The organism is Streptomyces sp. NPDC051561, from assembly GCF_044454195.1.
Taxonomy (GTDB): domain Bacteria; phylum Actinomycetota; class Actinomycetes; order Streptomycetales; family Streptomycetaceae; genus Streptomyces.
Genome location: NZ_JBITDM010000012.1, coordinates 141,442 through 158,954, shown reverse-complemented (window position 1 = coordinate 158,954; position 17,513 = coordinate 141,442). Strand labels below are relative to the sequence as shown.

Genomic DNA, 17,513 nt, shown 5'->3' with positions numbered 1-17,513 from the left:
GAGGGGCGAGGGACAAGGTGATCACAGCATGACGGCGCGGAAGCACCGCCTCGTTCGCACCGCCGTCGTCGCCGCCGGTCCCGCCGAGGTCTGGGAGCTGATCGGCGGCTTCGCGGGGCTCGGTGACTGGCATCCGCATCTTCCGCCGTCGACGGCGGAAGGAGAGGGCGACCCGGCACTTCCGGGTGCGGTACGGGTGTTCGCGATCGACGGCAAGGTGGTGGCCCGCGAGCGCCTGCTCGCCCGGGACGAGGACACCAGGGCGTACACGTACACCGTGCTCGACCCGATGCTGCCGATCGGCGACTACATCGCCACGCTCGCCGTGCACCCGCACGAAAACGGGCGCGCGGACGGCACCGAGATCGTCTGGTCCGCCGAGTACTCGGGTGCGGACGAGGTCGTTCCGCAGGTTGAGGCGCTCTTCGGTGACGGCACGTACGGCACTGGACTCGCGGCTCTCCGGGAGAAGTTCGGCCGGGCCCAGGTCTAGGCCCAGGCTCTCCGGCGCAAGCGCCGTGGCTGCCACGCCCCCGCTCACCACACGCCCCCACCCACCCGCGCGGCAGCCCTCACTTCAGGAGGGGGCTGCCGCGCTTCCGTGTTCGCGTACCCCTCGGCCGCCGCCCTCCGGCGACGGCTTCGTGCCGGAACCCTTCCAGGGCTCTTCCCGACCTGGCAAGCGACCGCTTAGTATGCGGTGGCACGGTACTGCCGACGACAGCGCGTGGAGGCCCTTGATGCAGGCATGGCGAGTGCACGAGAACGGTGAGCCCGGCGAGGTGATGCGCCTCGAAGAGGTGGACCGGCCGGTTCCCGGTGACGGCCAGGTGCTGCTCAGGGTGCGGGCCGCGAACATCAACTTTCCCGATGCGCTGCTCTGCCGGGGCGAGTACCAGGTCCGTCCGCCGCTGCCCTTCACTCCGGGCGTCGAGATCTGCGGCGAGACCGAGGACGGGCGCCGGGTGATCGCCAACCCGGCGCTGCCGTTCGGCGGCTTCGCGGAGCACGTGGTCGCGGACGCGGCGGCCCTGCTGCCCGCCCCGGACTCGCTCGACGACGCCGAAGCGGCCGCACTGCACATCGGCTACCAGACAGGGTGGTTCGGACTGCACCGGCGCGCGCACCTCCAGGCGGGGGAGACCCTCCTGGTGCACGCGGCGGCGGGCGGCGTCGGCAGCGCCGCCGTCCAGCTCGGCAAGGCCGCCGGGGCCAAGGTCATCGGCGTCGTCGGGGGAGCCGAAAAGGCCGAGGTGGCCCGGCAACTGGGGTGTGACCTGGTGATCGACCGGCACAGTGAGAACGTCATCGGCGCGGTGAAGGAAGCCACCGGCGGGCGCGGCGCGGACGTGGTCTACGACCCGGTCGGCGGCGAGGCGTACACCCAATCCACCAAGTGCATCGCCTTCGAGGGCCGGATCGTCGTCGTCGGCTTCGCGAGCGGCAGCATTCCGGCGCCGGCGCTGAATCACGCGCTGGTGAAGAACTACGCCGTCCTCGGACTGCACTGGGGCCTCTACAACGTCAAGGACCCGGCCGCGGTCGCCGCCTGCCACGGCGAGCTGACCCGGCTGGCCGCCGAGGGCGCCATCAAGCCGCTGATCAGCGAACGCGTCCCGCTCAAGGACGCCGCCGACGCCGTGCAGCGAGTCGCCGACGGGCGCAGCACCGGCCGTATCACCGTCATCCCGGAAGGGGCGGGCCGATGACGACCGCCGCGGAACTCCGCACCCGTACACAGGAACTCCTCGCCGCGCACCCGCCGGCCACCACCGACCGCACCGACTTCCTGGGGGCCCGCTTCGACGCCGGTCTCGCCTGGGTGCACTACCCCGTCGGCCTCGGCGGGCTCGACGCCCCGCGAGACCTCCAGGCCGTGGTGGACGCCGAGCTCGCGGCGGCGGACGCCCCCGACAACGACCCGCGCCGCATCGGTATCGGTCTCGGCATGGCCGCGCCGACCGTCCTCAAGTACGGCACGGACGAGCAGAAGCAGCGTCTGCTCAGGCCGTTGTGGGTCGGCGAGGAGGTCTGGTGCCAGTTGTTCAGTGAGCCCGGGGCCGGCTCGGACCTCGCCGCGCTCGGGACCCGCGCTGTGCGCGACGGGGACCACTGGGTGGTCAACGGCCAGAAGGTGTGGACGTCCAGTGCGCACCTGGCCCGTTGGGCGATCCTGGTCACCCGTACCGACCCCGACCAGCCCAAGCACCGTGGCATGACGTACTTCGTGTGCGACATGAGCGACCCCGGTGTCGAGGTGCGGCCGCTGCGGCAGATCACCGGCGAGGCCGAGTTCAACGAGGTCTTCCTGAGTGACGTCAAGATCCCCGACAGTATGCGTCTGGGGGAGGTGGGGGACGGCTGGAAGGTCGCCCAGACCACCCTCATGAACGAGCGCGTCTCCATCGGCGGCTCCCGCATCCCCCGCGAGGGCGGCATGATCGGGCCCGTCGCCGCCACCTGGCGCGAGCGTCCCGATCTGCGTACCCACGACCTGCACCAGCGCCTCCTCACCCTCTGGGTGGAGGCCGAGGTCGCCCGCCTCACCGGGGAACGCCTGCGCCAGCAGATGGTTGTCGGCCAGCCGGGGCCCGAGGGCTCCGGCATGAAGCTCACCTTCGCCCGCCTCAACCAGGAGATCAGCGGCCTGGAGGTCGAACTCCGGGGCGAGGAAGGGCTGTTGTACGACGACTGGACGATGCGCCGGCCGGAACTCGTCGACTTCACCGGACGGGACGCCGGTTACCGCTATCTGCGGTCCAAGGGCAATTCGATCGAGGGCGGCACCAGCGAGGTGCTGCTGAACATCGTGGCCGAGCGCGTCCTCGGTCTGCCCTCCGAGCCCCGCACCGACAAGGACGTCGCCTGGAAGGACCTGGCCCGATGACCGACCTGCTGTACTCCGAGGCCGAGGAAGACCTCCGGTCGGCCGTACGTGCCCTGCTCACCGACCGCAACGACCCCGCCCGGGTGGTCGTGCGCGCGGAGGAGGGTGCCCCGTACGACGCCGGGCTGTGGAAGGCACTCGCCGCCGACATGGGCGTCGCCGGACTGCTCGTACCGGAAGACCTCGGCGGGCAGGGGGCCTCGCACCGTGAGGTCGCGGTGGTGCTGGAGGAGCTGGGCCGGGGAGTCGTTCCCGCGCCGTATCTCACCAGTGCGGTCGTCGCGACCCAGGTGCTGCTCGCCTGTGACGTGGAGAAGGCCGAAGTGGCGTCCCTGCTCGGGGAGCTGGCGTCGGGGCGGCGGACTGCCGCGCTGGTGGCCCGGTTCGCCGCAGGCCCCGACGGGTTCCGCCCGCGGCAGGGGCTCGACGGGGTGCTGGCCGGGGTGGCGGACGCCGCGACCGCCGACGTACTCCTGGTTCCCACCACCGAGGGCCTGTACGCCGTCGAGCGGGCCGGTGCCGGAGTGCGTGTCGAACCGCAGATTCCGCTCGACCTCACCCGCCCCCTCGCCAGCGTCACCCTGGCCGGGGCCCCGGCCACCCTGCTCGCCGGTCCGGAACAGGCCGAGGCAGCCGTGCGGCAGGGGCTGCTCGCCGGAGCCGGACTGCTCGCCTCCGAGCAACTCGGCCTCGCCGAATGGTGCTTGGAGGAGACGGTGCGCTACACCAAGGAGCGCCACCAGTTCAACCGGCCGGTCGGCTCCTTCCAGGCGCTCAAGCACCGCATGGCGCAGGTGTGGCTGGAGGTCGTCTCGGCCAGGGCCGCCGCCCGCAACGCCGCCGACGCGCTGGCCACCGGCAGCGACGAGGCGCCGCTTGCCGTGGCCATCGCCCAGGCGTACTGCGCCCGGGTCGCGGTGCACGCCGCCGAGGAATGCGTACAGCTGCACGGCGGAATCGGGATGACCTGGGAGCACCCGGCGCATCTCTATCTGAAGCGGGCCAAGGCCGACCAGATCGCCTTCGGATCCGCCGGTGCGCACCGGGAGTCGATCGGACGACTGGTCGGGCTTGTGGCCCCCCAATAACCGTGTGACCTGCGGCGCTTCCTTGGGCGCTGTCCCGCTCCCGGGAGGGGTGGGGCAGCGCTCTCCCCTTTACATACTGTTTAATTGCACACCGCTTGCAATAACAGTTGATCTTTAAGAGGGGTGTGGGGAGCCATGACAGCCCGATCCATACGTACGGCGACACGCACGGCGACCGCCGCGGCACTGGCCGGAACACTGGCCATCGGCGCGGCGGCCTGCTCCAAGCCGGGTGGATCCGCCGCCGGTTCCGGCACCGGCGCCAAGGACTCCGCGGTCGTCGGCATCGCGTACGAGCCCGAGACCCTCAGCCCGCTCCTCGGCTACGGCAAGGACGGCAACTCCAAGATCTTCGACGGCCTGCTCTCCTTCGACGGCGACATGCGGCTCAAGCCGGCCCTCGCCGCCGAACTGCCCAAGGTGAGCGCCGACGGACTGACGTACACCTACAAGCTGCGCCCCGGCGTGAAGTTCACCGACGGGCAGCCCTTCGGAGCCAAGGACGTCGTCTTCACCTACGAGACGATCCTCGACAAGAAGACCAACAACGCCGCCAAGTCGGAACTCGACGCGATCAAGAGCGTCAAGGCCGAGGGCGCGGACACGGTCGTCTTCACGCTGAAGTACCCGTACGCGCCGTTCGCCGAGCGCACCGTCCTGCCGATCGCCCCCCAGCACGTCGCGGGCAAGCAGGACGTGAACACGGGCGCCTTCACCACCAAGCCGATCGGCACCGGCCCCTACGTCCTGACCAACTGGTCCAAGGGCGAGAAGCTCAGCTTCAAGGCCAACCCCGCCTACTGGGGCGGCGCCCCCGCGGTGAAGAAGTTCACCATGGCGATCATCAAGGACGACGACGTGCGCGCCACCCGGCTGCGCTCCGGCGACCTCGACGGCGCGATCCTGCCGCCCAACCTCGCCAAGTCCTTCAAGGCGGAGGGCAACAGGAAGACCTACGAGGCGAAGTCCTTCGACTACCGCACCGTCACCCTGCCCACCCACAACAAGGTCACGGGCGACACCGCGGTCCGCCGGGCGCTGGACGTCGCGGTCGATCGCAGGACCATGGTCGACAAGATCCTCGAAGGCGCCGGCAAGCCCGCCTACGGCCCGGTCCCCACCGACAGCCCGTGGTTCGCCAAGGGCACCGAACGCACCCACGACCTGGCCAAGGCCAAGAAGATCCTCGACGACGCCGGGTGGAAGCCGGGCGCCGACGGCGTCCGCGTCAAGGACGGGGTGCGCGCGGAGTTCCCGCTCTGGTACCTCTCCGGCGACAAGCTCCGCCAGGACCACGCCCTCGCCTACGCCTCCGACGCCAAGAAGGCCGGCCTCGACATCAAGACCCAGGCCGGCACCTGGGAGGTCATCGAGCCGCGCATGAAGAGCGACGCGGTGCTCGCGGGCGGCGGCTCGCCCGGCGACCCCGACTTCGACCAGTACCTGCTGCTCAAGTCCTCCCTCGCGGGCGACGGCTTCAACAACATGGCCTGGTACGACAACAAGGCCGTCGACACCGCCCTGGACGCCGGCCGCCGGAGTGGCAAGGACGCCGAGCGCAAGGCCGCCTACGCCACGGTCCAGCAGGAACTGGTGAAGAACCCCGGCTACACCTTCCTCACCCACATCGACCACCTCTACGTCGTCAACGACAAGTGGGACGGCCTCTCCACCCAGATCGAGCCGCACGACCACGGCCTGGCCTCCGGCCCCTGGTGGAACGTCGAGGACTGGACGCCGAAGAAGTGAGTCCGGCAACGGTTGAGGGAGCGACCGCGCGGCGGACGCTCCCCTGGGGCCCCATGGCACGGATGGCGGGGCGGCGGATCCTGTTCGCCGTACCCGTCCTCCTCCTGGTGACCTTCGGCGTCTTCGCCGTCGCCGCGGCCTCGCCCTTCGACCCGGTCAAGGCGTACGCGGGCACCGCGGGGCTCACCTCCTCGCAGGCCAATCTGGACCAGTTGCGCGCCAACCTCGGGGTCGACGACCCGCTCACCACCCGCTGGTGGCACTGGCTCACCTCGGCCCTCTCCGGGGACTTCGGCGACTCCAGCGTGATGCGCCAGCCCGTCGCCGACGTCATCGTCGAACGGCTGGGCTGGTCCACACTGCTGGCCGCCACCGCCTTCCTGATCGCGATCGTCCTCGGCACCACGCTGGGCGTACTGGCCGCCCGCCGCCCCGGCGGCTGGCTCGACCGCTGCGTCAGCCCGGCCGCGTACACCCTGGAAGCCGCACCGGCCTTCTGGCTCGGACTGCTCGCCATGTGGTTCTTCGCGCTCAAGCTCGGCGTGCTGCCCGCCGGCGGGCTCACCGACACCGACAGCGACGTGATCACCTTCGGACAGGTCGCCTCGCACCTGGTGCTGCCCGCCGTCGTCCTCGGCGTGACCCAGCTGCCCTGGTTCTTCCTGTACGTCCGCCAGGGCGTCGCCGACGCCCTGGAAGAGGACCCGGTACGCGGGGCTCGCGCCCGCGGCACCAGCGAACGCACCGTGCTCCTCGGCCACGCCCTGCGCTCCGGAATGCTGCCGATGCTCACCCTGATCGGCTCCCGCGTCCCCGAACTCATCACCGGCGCCCTCCTCATCGAGACCGTCTTCAGCTGGCCCGGCATCGCCGCCGCCACCGTGCAGGCCGCCACCGCCGTGGACTTCCCGCTGCTCGCCGCGCTGACCGTGCTCGCCACGGCCGCCGTCCTCGCGGGCAACCTGCTCTCCGACCTCCTGTACGGACTCGCCGACCCGAGGGTGGGCTTCGATGGCTGACCTGACCACCTCCGACCTGACCACCTCTGACTCGACCACCTCCACCGCGGTCGAGTGGCGCGCCCACGGCCGCACCCGCCGCTCCACCCGCACGCTGCGCGTACGCACCTCCGCCGTGATCGTCACGGCGGTGGCGCTCGCGGTCCTCCTCGTACCGCCGCTGGTGAACCTGGACGAGCAGGCCGTCGATCTCGCGCTGAAGCTCCAACCGCCTTCCCCGGCGCACCCGTTCGGCACCGACGACGTCGGCCGTGACCTGCTGCTGCGATGCGTCTACGGGCTGCGCGTCTCGCTGCTCGTGGGCCTGGTCGCCGCCCTGGTCGCCACCGTCATCGGTACGGCGGTGGGCGCGGCGGCAGCCACCTTCGGCGGATGGACCGACCGGGTCGTGATGCGGCTGGTCGACACTTTCTCGTCCGTACCGCACCTGCTGCTCGGCATCTTCATCGTCGCCATGTTCCGGCCGGGGGTGTGGCCGGTGATCGTGTCCGTCGCGCTCACCCACTGGCTGTCGACGGCGCGCATCGTCCGCTCCGAAGTGCTGTCGTTGCGGGCACGCCCGTACGTGGACGCCGCGGTGTCCGGGGGCGCCTCCCGGTGGCGGGTCGCCGTACGGCACCTGCTGCCCGGTGTCATGCCGCAGGCGGCGCTGGCCGCCGTGCTGATGGTGCCGCACGCCATGTGGCACGAGTCGGCACTGTCGTTCCTCGGCCTCGGACTGCCCAGCCACCAGGCCAGCCTCGGCAACCTCATCCAGTCCGCACGCAGTTCCCTTCTCGCGGGCGACTGGTGGCCGACGCTCTTCCCCGGCCTCTTCCTGATCATCCCCACCCTGGCCATCGCGGGCCTCGCCGGAGCCTGGCGCGAGCGGATCAACCCGCGCCGCCGATCGGAGCTGATGCTGTGAGCCTCCAGAAGACCGAGCCGGTGCCCGTGGCGGTTTCCGCCGCCGCGCCCGTGCTCTCGGTGCGCGATCTGTCGGTACGTTTCCGGATGCGTGGCGGACACCACGTCGCCGCCGTCACCGGAGCCTCCTTCGACCTGGCGGCGGGGGAGTGCCTGGCACTTGTGGGCGAGAGCGGCTGCGGAAAGTCCGTGCTGGCCTCCGCCCTCCTCGGCCTGCTGCCCGGCAACGCGCAGACCGCGGGCCGCGCCCTGATGGGCGAAACGGATCTGCTCACCGCCGACGAGAAGACCCTCGCGCGTACGGTACGGGGCCGTCGCATCGGACTGGTGCCGCAGAGCCCGGCCGCGCACCTGACCCCGGTACGCACCGTCGGCTCGCAGCTCGCGGAGACCCTGCGCACCTTGACCGGGATCCGCAAACCGGACCTGCCGAAGGCGATACGCAGCGCGGCGGAGCGAGCCGCCTTCCCCGCCGACCACCTCACCCGCTACCCGCACGAACTCTCCGGCGGGCTCGCCCAGCGCGCGGCCACCGCCCTCGCCCTCATCGGGGACGCCCCGCTGCTGCTCGCCGACGAACCCACCACCGGGCTCGACCGCGACCTGGTCAACCGCACGGTCGACGAATTGCGCCAGCACATCGACGCACCGCGCGCGGAGGGCGCCCCGGCAGCGGAGGGCGCCCAAGCGGGGGACGCTCCGGCAGCGGACGGCGCCGTGGCACGGCGGGAGGAAGCTCCGGCACCAGGCACCACCGGGCGCGCCCTCCTGATGATCACCCACGACCTCTCGGCCGCCGAGCGCATCGCCGACCGCATCGCGGTCATGTACGCCGGACGCATCGTCGAACTCGCCGACGCCAAAGCCTTCTTCGGGACCCCCGGCCCCCGCCATCCCTACGCGCGCGGTCTGCTGAACGCCCTCCCCGAGCGGGACTTCGCCCCGATCCCGGGGATGCCCCCGGAGCTGGGCGATCTCCCCGACGGCTGTGCTTTCGCGCCCCGCTGCCCGTACGCCGGCGAAGCCTGCACCGTCATCCCGCGGTTCGCCGACCGGATCGCCTGCCACTACCCGCCGGACGACGAGGAGCCCGCCCGTGCTTGAACTCGAAGCGATCACCGCGGGCTACGAGCGCGGGAAGCCGGTCTTCAGGGACGCGCGGCTCGTCGTCGCGGCCGGTGAGTCGGTCGGGCTGCTCGGCCCCAGCGGCTGCGGGAAGTCGACGCTCGCGAAGGTCGCCGCCCTGCTGCACCGGCCCGACGCGGGCACGGTCACCCTCGACGGGGCCCGGGTGCAGGGGTGGCGGCACCGTGCTCCGCGCACCCAACGGACCGCGATCGGGGTCGTGTTCCAGCAGCCGCGTCTCTCCGCCGACCCGCGCCTCAGGCTGCGCGACCTCATCGGTGAGCCGCTGCGGGCGAACGGACGCCGGGGCGAAGTGGCCGTACGGGTGGGGGAGTTGAGCGACGCTGTCGGCCTCGGTGACGATCTGCTGGGCCGTCGCCCGCACGAGGTGAGCGACGGACAGCTCCAACGTGCCTGCCTGGCACGGGCGTTGGTGCTCCGGCCACGCTGGCTGGTCTGCGACGAGATGACGGCGATGCTGGACGCCTCGACCACGGCGGCCCTGGTCGCGGTCGTCGAGGACTACCGCAGCGCCGAGGGCGCGGGGCTGCTCGTCGTGGGGCACGACAGGGTGCTGCTGGAGCGCTGGTGCGACCGGACGGTGCGCTGGGAGGACGTGGCGGGTACGCGAACCGCTGTGTGACGTGCGGTGCTGACGCCGGGCCGCGTGCGCCGGAGTCCGGCGGGTGTGCAGCGTCGGGCTCCGTGCGCCGGAGTCAGGCTTCGTTGGGGTTGCTCGCCAGCCCGCGTACGGCGTCCAGGCAGCCCCGTACCCAATGCTCGGGCGAGTCGTCCGCCTTCTTCCCCGCGGTGGTCGAGGCGGTCCGGCAGCCTCCGGCGACGGCCTTGGCCACCACCTCGCCGGTGCGGTCCGTCTTGCGGAGCTGGATGCCGTGGTAGTAACCGGCGTCGTAGCCGACGTTGTCCACCCACACCGGCTTCTCGTTGAACTTGGTGGTGAGGGCCCAGGCGGCCGCGCCGAGCAGCGCCACGACGAGGATGGCCACGATCAGCAGGTTCTTCCGGCGCGGACCGGGGACATGGGTGGAGATTTCTCCTGTGAGGACCATGTGAACACCCTGCCAGACGCGTCGCATGCCCGAGCCACCGGGCCCCCGTTGACCGTCCGTTGATGACCCACGGCGGAACACGGAACGAACCTGCCTACGCACCCTGCCGGTTGGGGACGCATTCGACGGATACTCGCTCCAGTCCAGGTGCCGTCGCACCGACCCACCGACCCCGGAGCCCCCATGTCCCTCACCACTCGACGTGCCGCCGCCGCCACCTTCGCGGGAGCACTCGTCGGAGCGGCCGGCTGGGCGAGCACCCTCCCGGCCGCCGCCACCGCCGCCAAGCCCGGGGCCGAACAGAAGCACCGCCCCCGTCCGCTGCGGCGTGCCCACGCCCACAACGACTACGAGCACCCGCGCCCCCTGCTGGACGCCCTCTCGCACGGCTTCACCAGCGTCGAGGCCGACATCTACCTCGTCGACGGGCAGCTCCTGGTCGCCCACGACCCGGTCGACCTCGACCCGGCCCGCACCCTCGAAGCCCTCTACCTGAAGCCCCTCGCCGCCCTGGTGCGCGCACACCACGGCAGCGTCCACCCCGGCCGCCACCGCCCCGTGCAACTCCTTGTCGACATCAAGACCCAGGGCGTGGACACCTATCTCGAACTGCACCGAAGGCTGCGCCCCTACCGCCGGATGCTCAGCACCTGTACCGACGGCCGGACCCGGCTCGGCGCGGTCACCCCGGTGATCTCCGGCGACCGCGCGGCCCGCGTCCCGATGGAGGCCCAGCGCACCCGGTACGCCTTCTACGACGGCCGCCTGGAAGACCTCACCGCTCCGAAGCCCGCCCCCTCCTCCTTCATCCCGCTGATCAGCAGCAACTGGACGGCAAGCTTCGGCTGGCTCGGCGTCGGCCCCTTCCCCGAGGACGAGCGCGACCGCCTGCACGCCCTCGTCCGCACCGCCCACCAGCGCGGCCAGCGGGTGCGCTTCTGGGGCACCCCCGACCTGCCCGGCCCCGCCCGCGACGCCATGTGGCGCGAACTCCTGGCCGCCGACGTCGATCACCTCAACACGGACGACCTGGCCGCGCTGGAGAGGTTCCTCAGGAGGTACGACCGGAAGGGCTCGTAGCGCGGTGGGCTGAGGCACAGGCCTTCAAGCGCGGGCGGGTTCAGATGATGCGCGACCTGATCAGGAACCGCACTCCCTCCGGGGCCTCCAGCGAGAACCCGCTGCCGCGGCCCTCGACCACGTCCACGATCAGGCGGGTGTGCCGCCACACCTCGTACTGGCTCGTCGACATCCAGAACGGCACGGGGCCCTTCACGCCGTCCACGTCGAGGGAGGCGAGCAGTACATCGGAGCCGCCGGTACGGAACTCACCCTCCGGGTAGCACATGGGCGCGCTCCCGTCGCAGCAGCCACCCGACTGATGGAACATCAGAGGGCCGTGGGCGTCGGTCAGTTGACGCAGCAGTCCGGCGGCTGCCGGGGTCAGTTCGACGAGCGGACTCTCGGGGACGGTGGTCATGGTGTGCGGCCCCTCTCACGTGCGGGCGAAACCGGTGGGTGTAGTGCGTAGCGCACAGTTTCTCTCCTGTGCGCCACGGCCGACACCCCGCCTGTCCGAGGGCTGGACCGGTGGGGTCCTCAGCCCGCGCGCCCCCGGTGGGTGCCGGCCAGTGCGCCGACCTCGTCGGAGATGCGTCGCCAGGAGGACTCCGGGAGTTCATGGCCGACCTGGGGCAGCAGGACCAGGCGGGAGTCCGGGACGCGGGAGGCGATCGCCCGCGCCGCGCTCGGCTTGATCAGCGGGTCGTCGGCCCCGTGGAGCACCAGGGTGGGCCGGTCGATGGCCTCGATGGGACCGCCGTGCCACTGGGCGCCGATCTGGCGGCTCTGCGCCTGCTGGTCGTGCATGCCGCGGTCCTTGTTGCGTTCGGCGGCGGCCCTGGCGGCGTGCTCGTCGAACGGCCGGGCCGGTGAGGCCAGCAGGCGGGACACGGCGACGCCCGCCGCGATGTCGCCCTCGGGGCTGTCGGGAAACTTCAGCCGGCCGAACCGGGCCAGGGTCCTCAGCCGGACGTGGCGCAGGCTCCGCAGACCCGCGCCGTCGCCGGGAACGGCGGCCATGGTCGTGAGCGTGCGCACCCGTTCCGGGTGCCGCAGTGCCACCCGCTGGACGACGGCCCCGCCCAGTGAGACGCCCAGCAGGTGCGCCGACTTCCAGCCCAGTGCGTCCAGTACGGCGACGGTGTCGTCCGCCATGTCCTCCGCCGTGTAGGCCTCCCCGCGCTTGGCGAACAGCGCGGACAGGGGATTGCGGGTGGTCGCGGTGGGCGGCAGGTGGGTGGACTCGCCGCCGTCGCGCTGGTCGTACCGGGCCACGGCGAAGCCCTCGGCGGCCAGCATCCGGCACAGCCCGTCCGGTATCCAGCGGCGGTTGGCGCCCAGTCCGGTGGCCAGTAGCAGCGGTTCGCCGTCGGGGCTTTCGGTGAAACGGTCGAAGGCGAGGTGCACCTGGCCGTTCGTGGCACGGCGAACCGGGCTCCATGGGCTGGTCGGGGGTGCGGACATCGGGGGCCTCCCTAAACTGCGATCGGTGTTCGCAGTTTAGGGTAGGAGAGGGTTCAGGGAAACCGCGGGGGAAGGGATGAGTCGGATGAGGCAGGTGGGTTGATGGCCCAGGAAGCAGTGACCGTCTGGACGCGCCCCGAGCGCGGGACCCGCGGGCCCGCCGCCGTGCACAGCCGCGCCGATCTGACCGCCGCCGCCATCGGTCTCGCGGACCGTGGCGGTCTGCCGGCGGTGTCCATGCGCCAGGTGGCCGCGGCGCTGGGGACCGGCCAGGCCTCGCTGTACCGCTATCTGTCCGGCAGGGAGGACCTGCTCGATCTGATGGTCGATTCGGTGACGGGGGAGGTCGATCTCGACGTCCCGCTCCGGGGGGAGCCCGTCGAGGACCTGCTCGCGCTGGCGGTGCGGACGAAGGCGGTGCAGGTGCGCCACCCCTGGCTGGGCGACGTACCGCCGGAACCGCTCAGGCTGGGGCCCCGGGGGCTTGACCACCTGGAGTACGCCCTGCGGGCCCTGGCGCCCACCGCTCTGCCGGGGGGCGCGAAGACTGAGGTCGTCGCCCTGGTGAACGCGCTGGTCGCACAGTTCGCCAGGGTCGAGGTGCAGGGCGGGGGCGAGGTGACCGCCCGGCGGGCGGCGCAGGCCGGCTACCTCCGGGAAGCGGCGGCCAAGGGGGATCACCCGCAGGTCACGGCGGCCCTGAGGGGTGCGGGGGACGGGGCGGGCGCAGATGACGGGGCGGGCGCGGAGGCCGGATTCGAGCGGATGATGCGCAAGGTGCTGGCCGGTCTGCTGGTGCCCTGATCCGGCGGGGAGTTCGTTCCCGCACGTGACGGCGCCCCGGCCGGTACAGCCCGGCCGGGGCGCCGTCAAGTGCGGTGCGTGGTCGCGGTCAGCCCGCGTCGGCCGCCAGTGCCGCCGAGACGACCGCCTTGGCCTCCTCCTGGACACGGGCCAGGTGGTCGGCGCCGTGGAAGGACTCCGCGTAGATCTTGTAGACGTCCTCGGTACCGGACGGGCGGGCCGCGAACCAGGCGTTCTCGGTGGTCACCTTGATGCCGCCGAGCGGCGCGCCGTTGCCGGGGGCCGAGGTGAGCACGGCGGTGACCGGCTCGCCCGCGAGGGTGTCCGCGGTGACCTGGGCGGGGGAGAGCTTGCCGAGCACGGCCTTCTGGGCCGGGGTGGCCGCGGCGTCGATGCGGGCGTAGGCGGGCTCGCCGAACCGGGCCGTCAGGTCCGCGTAACTCTGCGAAGGCGTACGCCCGGTGACCGCCAGCATCTCCGAGGCGAGCAGTGCCAGGATGATGCCGTCCTTGTCGGTGGTCCAGACGGAACCGTCGCGGCGCAGGAAGGACGCGCCGGCCGACTCCTCGCCGCCGAAGCCGAGCGACCCGTCCGCCAGCCCGTCCACGAACCACTTGAAGCCCACCGGTACTTCGACCAGCGTGCGGCCGAGGTCACCGGCGACCCGGTCGATCATCGACGAGGACACCAGGGTCTTGCCGACACCCGCCGAGGCGGCCCACCGGTCGCGGTGCGCGAAGAGGTAGGAGATCGCGGCGGCGAGGTAGTGGTTGGGGTTCATCAGGCCGCCGTCGGGGGTGACGATGCCGTGCCGGTCGGCGTCCGCGTCGTTGCCGGTGGCGATCTGGAAACGGTCCCGCTGCTCGATCAGGGAGGCCATCGCGTACGGCGACGAGCAGTCCATCCGGATCTTGGCGTCCCAGTCCAGCGTCATGAAGCGCCAGGTCGGGTCGGTGAGCGGGTTGACCACGGTCAGGTCGATGCGGTGCTGCTCGGCGATCCGGCCCCAGTAGGCGACGGACGCGCCGCCGAGAGGGTCGGCACCGATGCGGATTCCGGCGGTGCGGATCGCGTCGAGGTCCAGGACGGAGGGCAGGTCGGCGACGTACGTACCGAGGAAGTCGTAACGCCCGGTGGTCTCCAGGGTCAGCGCGCGGGTGTACGGGACGCGGCGCACGCCCTTCAGCTCGCCCGCGATCAGCTCGTTGGCGCGCTCCTGGATCCAGCCCGTGGCGGTGGAATCGGCGGGGCCGCCGTTCGGCGGGTTGTACTTGAAGCCGCCGTCGGCCGGGGGGTTGTGGGACGGGGTGACGACCACCCCGTCCGCGAGACCGCCGGTGCGGCCCTTGTTGTACGTGAGGATGGCGTGCGACACCGCCGGGGTGGGCGTGTAACCGTCGGCCGCGTCGATCAGCACGCGGACGCCGTTGGCGGCGAACACCTCGACGGCGGTGACCTTCGCGGGCTCCGAGAGGGCATGGGTGTCGGCGCCGAGGTACAGGGGTCCTTCGATGCCCTGGAGGGTGCGGTACTCGCAGATCGCCTGGCTGGTGGCGGCGATGTGGTCCTCGTTGAACGCGGTGTTGAGGGAGGAGCCGCGGTGGCCCGAGGTGCCGAAGGCGACCCGCTGGCGGGGGTCGGCCGGGTCGGGGTGCAGTGCGTAGTACGCGGTGACCAGTCGGGAGACATCGACGAGATCTTCCGGCTGGGTCTGCTGTCCCGCTCGTTGGTGCGGCATCCGCCCGTTACCTCCATGGTGTCGCGATCAATGCGGTACGGGGACATTGTCGCGGACCGGGGGGTGTGCTCGCGCGCACATCAGTTCGTGGGGGTGGGGGAGGAGTGGCCTGCGGGGCGGCGGGGTAGCAGGGCCACTGTCGGCGAGTGGAATACCTGAACAAATGGGTGGAAACTCATCGATGAGTCACTGAACGTCGAACGTGAGGAGAGCACGATGTCGTCCAAGCGCCGCCGCAAGAAGAGGGCACGTCGTAAGAACGGGGCGAATCACGGGAGCCGTCCGCAGAGCTAGGTTCTGTGGGGCGAGAATTTTTTGGGTGGCGTCTGGCCTGGGGGTTCCTGGGTCAGGCGCCCTCTTTGCGTTTGGGTGGGGGACGGGAGCGGGGTGGCGGGGAGGGTGGGCGCCGCCGCCGCCGAACGGGGTGGGTGTGGCTTGGGTCGAGCCCTTCTGACCTGGTCGGACGGGGGTTTGGAGGGGCCAGTAGAGTCAGGGCGCGTTGTTTCCGAACTTCGAGGTAATCGTCCGTGACTCCCGTCGAACCCGTTCCGCTCGACCCGCCCGAGGCCACCGTCGTCGGTGTCGGCGCCGACGGCTGGCCGGGCCTGCCCGAGGCCTCGCGTGAGGTGCTCAGGGGTGCCCAGGTCCTGATTGGCGGGGGCCGCCAGCTGGACCTCCTTCCCGAGGAGTGCCCGGGGGCCCGCATACCCTGGCCGTCTCCGCTCCGCCCGGCCGTGCCCGGCCTGCTCGCCGAGCACCGGGGGAGCCGGATAGCCGTACTGGCCAGCGGGGATCCGATGTTCTACGGGATCGGCCGGGCCCTCGCCGAAGTGCTCGGGCCCGACGCCCTGCGCGTCCTGCCGCACCCCTCCTCCGTGTCGTACGCCTGCGCACGCATCGGCTGGCCGCTGGAGGACACCGAGGTCATCACCCTGGTCGGCCGGCCCGCCGCACGGCTCGCCGCCGCCCTGCACGACGGGCGCCGGCTGCTGGTGCTCAGCGCGGACGCGACCACCCCGGCCACCGTCGCCGCCCTGCTGCGCGAGCGCGGCTTCGGGCCCAGCCGGATGAGCGTCTTCGAGCAGCTCGGCAGCGCGGACGAGGCCTGCACGGAGGGCACCGCCGAGACCTGGCAGCACGCCCCCGGCGACCCGCTCAACGTCATCGCCGTCGCCTGCCGCCGCGCCCCCGGCACCCTGCGCCTCGGCGCCGTACCCGGGCTGCCCGACGCGGCGTACGAGAACGACGGCCAGCTCACCAAGCGGCACATCCGCGCCGCCACCCTCGGCGCACTCGCCCCCGCCCCCGGCGAACTCCTCTGGGACATCGGTGGCGGCTCCGGATCCATCGCCGTGGAGTGGATGCGCGGCCACCCCTCCTGCCGCGCCGTCAGCGTCGAACGGGACCCGGTGCGGGCCGAGCGCATCGCCCGCAACGCCGACCGCCTGGGCGTGCCCGCACTGCGCGTTGTGACCGGGCGCGCACCCGAGGCACTGGACCGACTGCCCGTGCCGGACGCCGTGTTCATCGGCGGCGGGCTGACCGCCCCCGGTCTGCTCGACGCCTGCTGGGAGGCGCTGCCCGCCGGTGGCCGGCTGGTCGCCAACACGGTCACCCTGGAGTCCGAGGCGCTCCTCGGCGCCTGGCACCGCCGGCACGGCGGCGACCTCGTGAGACTGGCGGTCGCGCACGCCGTACCCGTGGGCGGGTTCACCGGCTGGCGGCAGGCGATGCCGGTCACCCAGTGGTCCGTCACTAAGCCACAGCCCGAGACCCCCGCCCCCCAGGACGCAGGAGAGAACCAGTCATGACCGTGTACTTCATCGGTGCGGGCCCCGGCGCCGCCGACCTGATCACGGTGCGCGGCGCGCGCACACTCGCCGCCGCCCGGGTCTGCCTGTACGCGGGCAGCCTGGTGCCCCGCGAACTGCTCGCCGAATGCCCGCCCGACGCCCGCCTGGTCGACACCGCGCAGCTCGACATCGAGCAGATCACCGCCGAACTCACCGCCGCCCACGCGGCCGGGCACGACGTGGCCCGGCTGCACTCCGGCGACCCGTCGGTGTTCAGCGCGGTCAACGAGCAGATGCGGCGGCTGGACGAGGCCGGGGTGCCGTACGAGGTGATCCCGGGGGTGCCCGCCTTCGCGGCCGCGGCGGCGGCGCTGAAGCGGGAGCTGACGGTTCCGACCGTCGGCCAGACCGTCATCCTGACCCGCATCGCCCAGCGCGCCACCGCCATGCCCCAGGGTGAGGACCTGGCCACCCTGGGCCGCAGCGGCGCGCTGATCGTGCTGCACCTGGCTGCCCAGTACGTGGACCGGGTCGTGGAAGAACTGGTTCCGCACTACGGGACCGACTGCCCGGCGGCCGTCGTCGCCTTCGCCTCGCGCCCCGACGAGATCGTGCTGCGCGGCACCCTCGTCGACATCGCCGCCCAGGTGAAGGACGCCGGAGTGATCCGTACCGCCGTCATCATGGTCGGCCGCACCCTCGGCGCGGAGCAGTTCAGGGACAGCCACCTGTACTCCCCGGCCCGCGACCGGCACACCTGCTGAAACCGTAGGAGAACCGGGCGGGGGACACCGGGCGGGGGAGCGGG

General features: G+C 72.0%; 18 protein-coding genes. 14 read left to right on the top strand and 4 right to left on the bottom strand.

The window, feature by feature from the left end:
* Positions 1-28 precede the first annotated feature (28 nt).
* From ACIA73_RS25410 to ACIA73_RS25370, 9 genes are all read left to right on the top strand, one after another.
* Positions 29-493: an SRPBCC family protein gene (locus ACIA73_RS25410; protein ID WP_399440984.1), complete on the top strand. Its 465-nt coding sequence runs from the start codon at positions 29-31 to the stop codon at positions 491-493.
* A 247-nt stretch (positions 494-740) separates the two neighbouring features.
* On the top strand, positions 741-1,709 hold the full coding sequence (locus ACIA73_RS25405) for an NADPH:quinone oxidoreductase family protein (protein WP_399440983.1): 969 nt from the start codon (positions 741-743) through the stop codon (positions 1,707-1,709).
* Positions 1,706-2,887, top strand: coding sequence for an acyl-CoA dehydrogenase family protein (locus ACIA73_RS25400; protein WP_399440982.1), 1,182 nt, complete (start codon positions 1,706-1,708; stop codon positions 2,885-2,887). The genes ACIA73_RS25405 and ACIA73_RS25400 overlap by 4 nt, the downstream gene beginning before the upstream one ends.
* Entirely contained in the window at positions 2,884-3,975 is a 1,092-nt protein-coding gene (locus tag ACIA73_RS25395; RefSeq protein WP_399440981.1) for an acyl-CoA dehydrogenase family protein, read from the top strand. Before ACIA73_RS25400 ends, ACIA73_RS25395 begins: the two co-directional genes overlap by 4 nt.
* 135 nt (positions 3,976-4,110) lie before the next feature.
* Positions 4,111-5,724, top strand: coding sequence for an ABC transporter substrate-binding protein (locus ACIA73_RS25390; protein WP_399440980.1), 1,614 nt, complete (start codon positions 4,111-4,113; stop codon positions 5,722-5,724).
* Between the two features lie 53 nt (positions 5,725-5,777).
* Positions 5,778-6,743 (top strand): ABC transporter permease, encoded by a 966-nt coding sequence (locus tag ACIA73_RS25385; protein WP_399440979.1) that lies wholly within the window; start codon positions 5,778-5,780, stop codon positions 6,741-6,743.
* Positions 6,736-7,650, top strand: coding sequence for an ABC transporter permease (locus ACIA73_RS25380; RefSeq protein WP_399440978.1), 915 nt, complete (start codon positions 6,736-6,738; stop codon positions 7,648-7,650). Before ACIA73_RS25385 ends, ACIA73_RS25380 begins: the two co-directional genes overlap by 8 nt.
* Before the next feature lie 86 nt (positions 7,651-7,736).
* Positions 7,737-8,753, top strand: coding sequence for an ABC transporter ATP-binding protein (locus tag ACIA73_RS25375; RefSeq protein ID WP_399441093.1), 1,017 nt, complete (start codon positions 7,737-7,739; stop codon positions 8,751-8,753).
* A complete protein-coding gene (locus ACIA73_RS25370) occupies positions 8,746-9,417 on the top strand; it encodes an ABC transporter ATP-binding protein (RefSeq protein ID WP_399440977.1) in 672 nt (223 codons plus the stop codon). Before ACIA73_RS25375 ends, ACIA73_RS25370 begins: the two co-directional genes overlap by 8 nt.
* Before the next feature lie 73 nt (positions 9,418-9,490).
* Here the strand turns inward: ACIA73_RS25370 and ACIA73_RS25365 are convergent, their stop codons facing one another.
* A complete protein-coding gene (locus tag ACIA73_RS25365; RefSeq protein ID WP_399440976.1) occupies positions 9,491-9,844 on the bottom strand; it encodes a hypothetical protein in 354 nt (117 codons plus the stop codon).
* A gap of 183 nt (positions 9,845-10,027) precedes the next feature.
* Here ACIA73_RS25365 and ACIA73_RS25360 point away from each other — a divergent pair, with 183 nt between their 5' ends.
* The gene (locus ACIA73_RS25360) at positions 10,028-10,924 is read left to right on the top strand and encodes a phosphatidylinositol-specific phospholipase C/glycerophosphodiester phosphodiesterase family protein (RefSeq protein WP_399440975.1); all 897 of its coding nucleotides are present in this window, start codon (positions 10,028-10,030) and stop codon (positions 10,922-10,924) included.
* Between the two features lie 40 nt (positions 10,925-10,964).
* On the opposite strand, the gene ACIA73_RS25355 is transcribed toward ACIA73_RS25360, so the two are convergent.
* Entirely contained in the window at positions 10,965-11,324 is a 360-nt protein-coding gene (locus ACIA73_RS25355) for a DUF779 domain-containing protein (protein ID WP_399440974.1), read from the bottom strand.
* 119 nt (positions 11,325-11,443) lie between these two features.
* A complete protein-coding gene (locus ACIA73_RS25350) occupies positions 11,444-12,370 on the bottom strand; it encodes an alpha/beta fold hydrolase (RefSeq protein WP_399440973.1) in 927 nt (308 codons plus the stop codon).
* 102 nt (positions 12,371-12,472) lie between these two features.
* Here ACIA73_RS25350 and ACIA73_RS25345 point away from each other — a divergent pair, with 102 nt between their 5' ends.
* Positions 12,473-13,174 carry a TetR/AcrR family transcriptional regulator gene (locus ACIA73_RS25345; RefSeq protein ID WP_399440971.1) on the top strand — a complete coding sequence of 234 codons (702 nt, stop codon included), beginning with the start codon at positions 12,473-12,475 and terminating at the stop codon, positions 13,172-13,174.
* Between the two features lie 88 nt (positions 13,175-13,262).
* On the opposite strand, the gene pgm is transcribed toward ACIA73_RS25345, so the two are convergent.
* Positions 13,263-14,912, bottom strand: coding sequence for a phosphoglucomutase (alpha-D-glucose-1,6-bisphosphate-dependent) (gene pgm / locus ACIA73_RS25340; RefSeq protein ID WP_399440970.1), 1,650 nt, complete (start codon positions 14,910-14,912; stop codon positions 13,263-13,265).
* Positions 14,913-15,128: 216 nt separating this feature from the next.
* On the opposite strand from pgm, the gene ACIA73_RS25335 reads away from it, so the two are divergent.
* The 3 genes from ACIA73_RS25335 to cobM all read left to right on the top strand — a co-directional run bounded on the left by ACIA73_RS25335 (position 15,129) and on the right by cobM (position 17,469).
* Positions 15,129-15,206: a 50S ribosomal protein bL37 gene (locus ACIA73_RS25335; RefSeq protein WP_374104540.1), complete on the top strand. Its 78-nt coding sequence runs from the start codon at positions 15,129-15,131 to the stop codon at positions 15,204-15,206.
* A gap of 233 nt (positions 15,207-15,439) precedes the next feature.
* Complete coding sequence (gene cbiE, locus ACIA73_RS25330; protein ID WP_399440969.1) at positions 15,440-16,723, top strand: precorrin-6y C5,15-methyltransferase (decarboxylating) subunit CbiE; 1,284 nt, start codon at positions 15,440-15,442, stop codon at positions 16,721-16,723.
* Entirely contained in the window at positions 16,720-17,469 is a 750-nt protein-coding gene (gene cobM / locus ACIA73_RS25325; RefSeq protein ID WP_399440968.1) for a precorrin-4 C(11)-methyltransferase, read from the top strand. Before cbiE ends, cobM begins: the two co-directional genes overlap by 4 nt.
* Positions 17,470-17,513 lie beyond the last annotated feature (44 nt).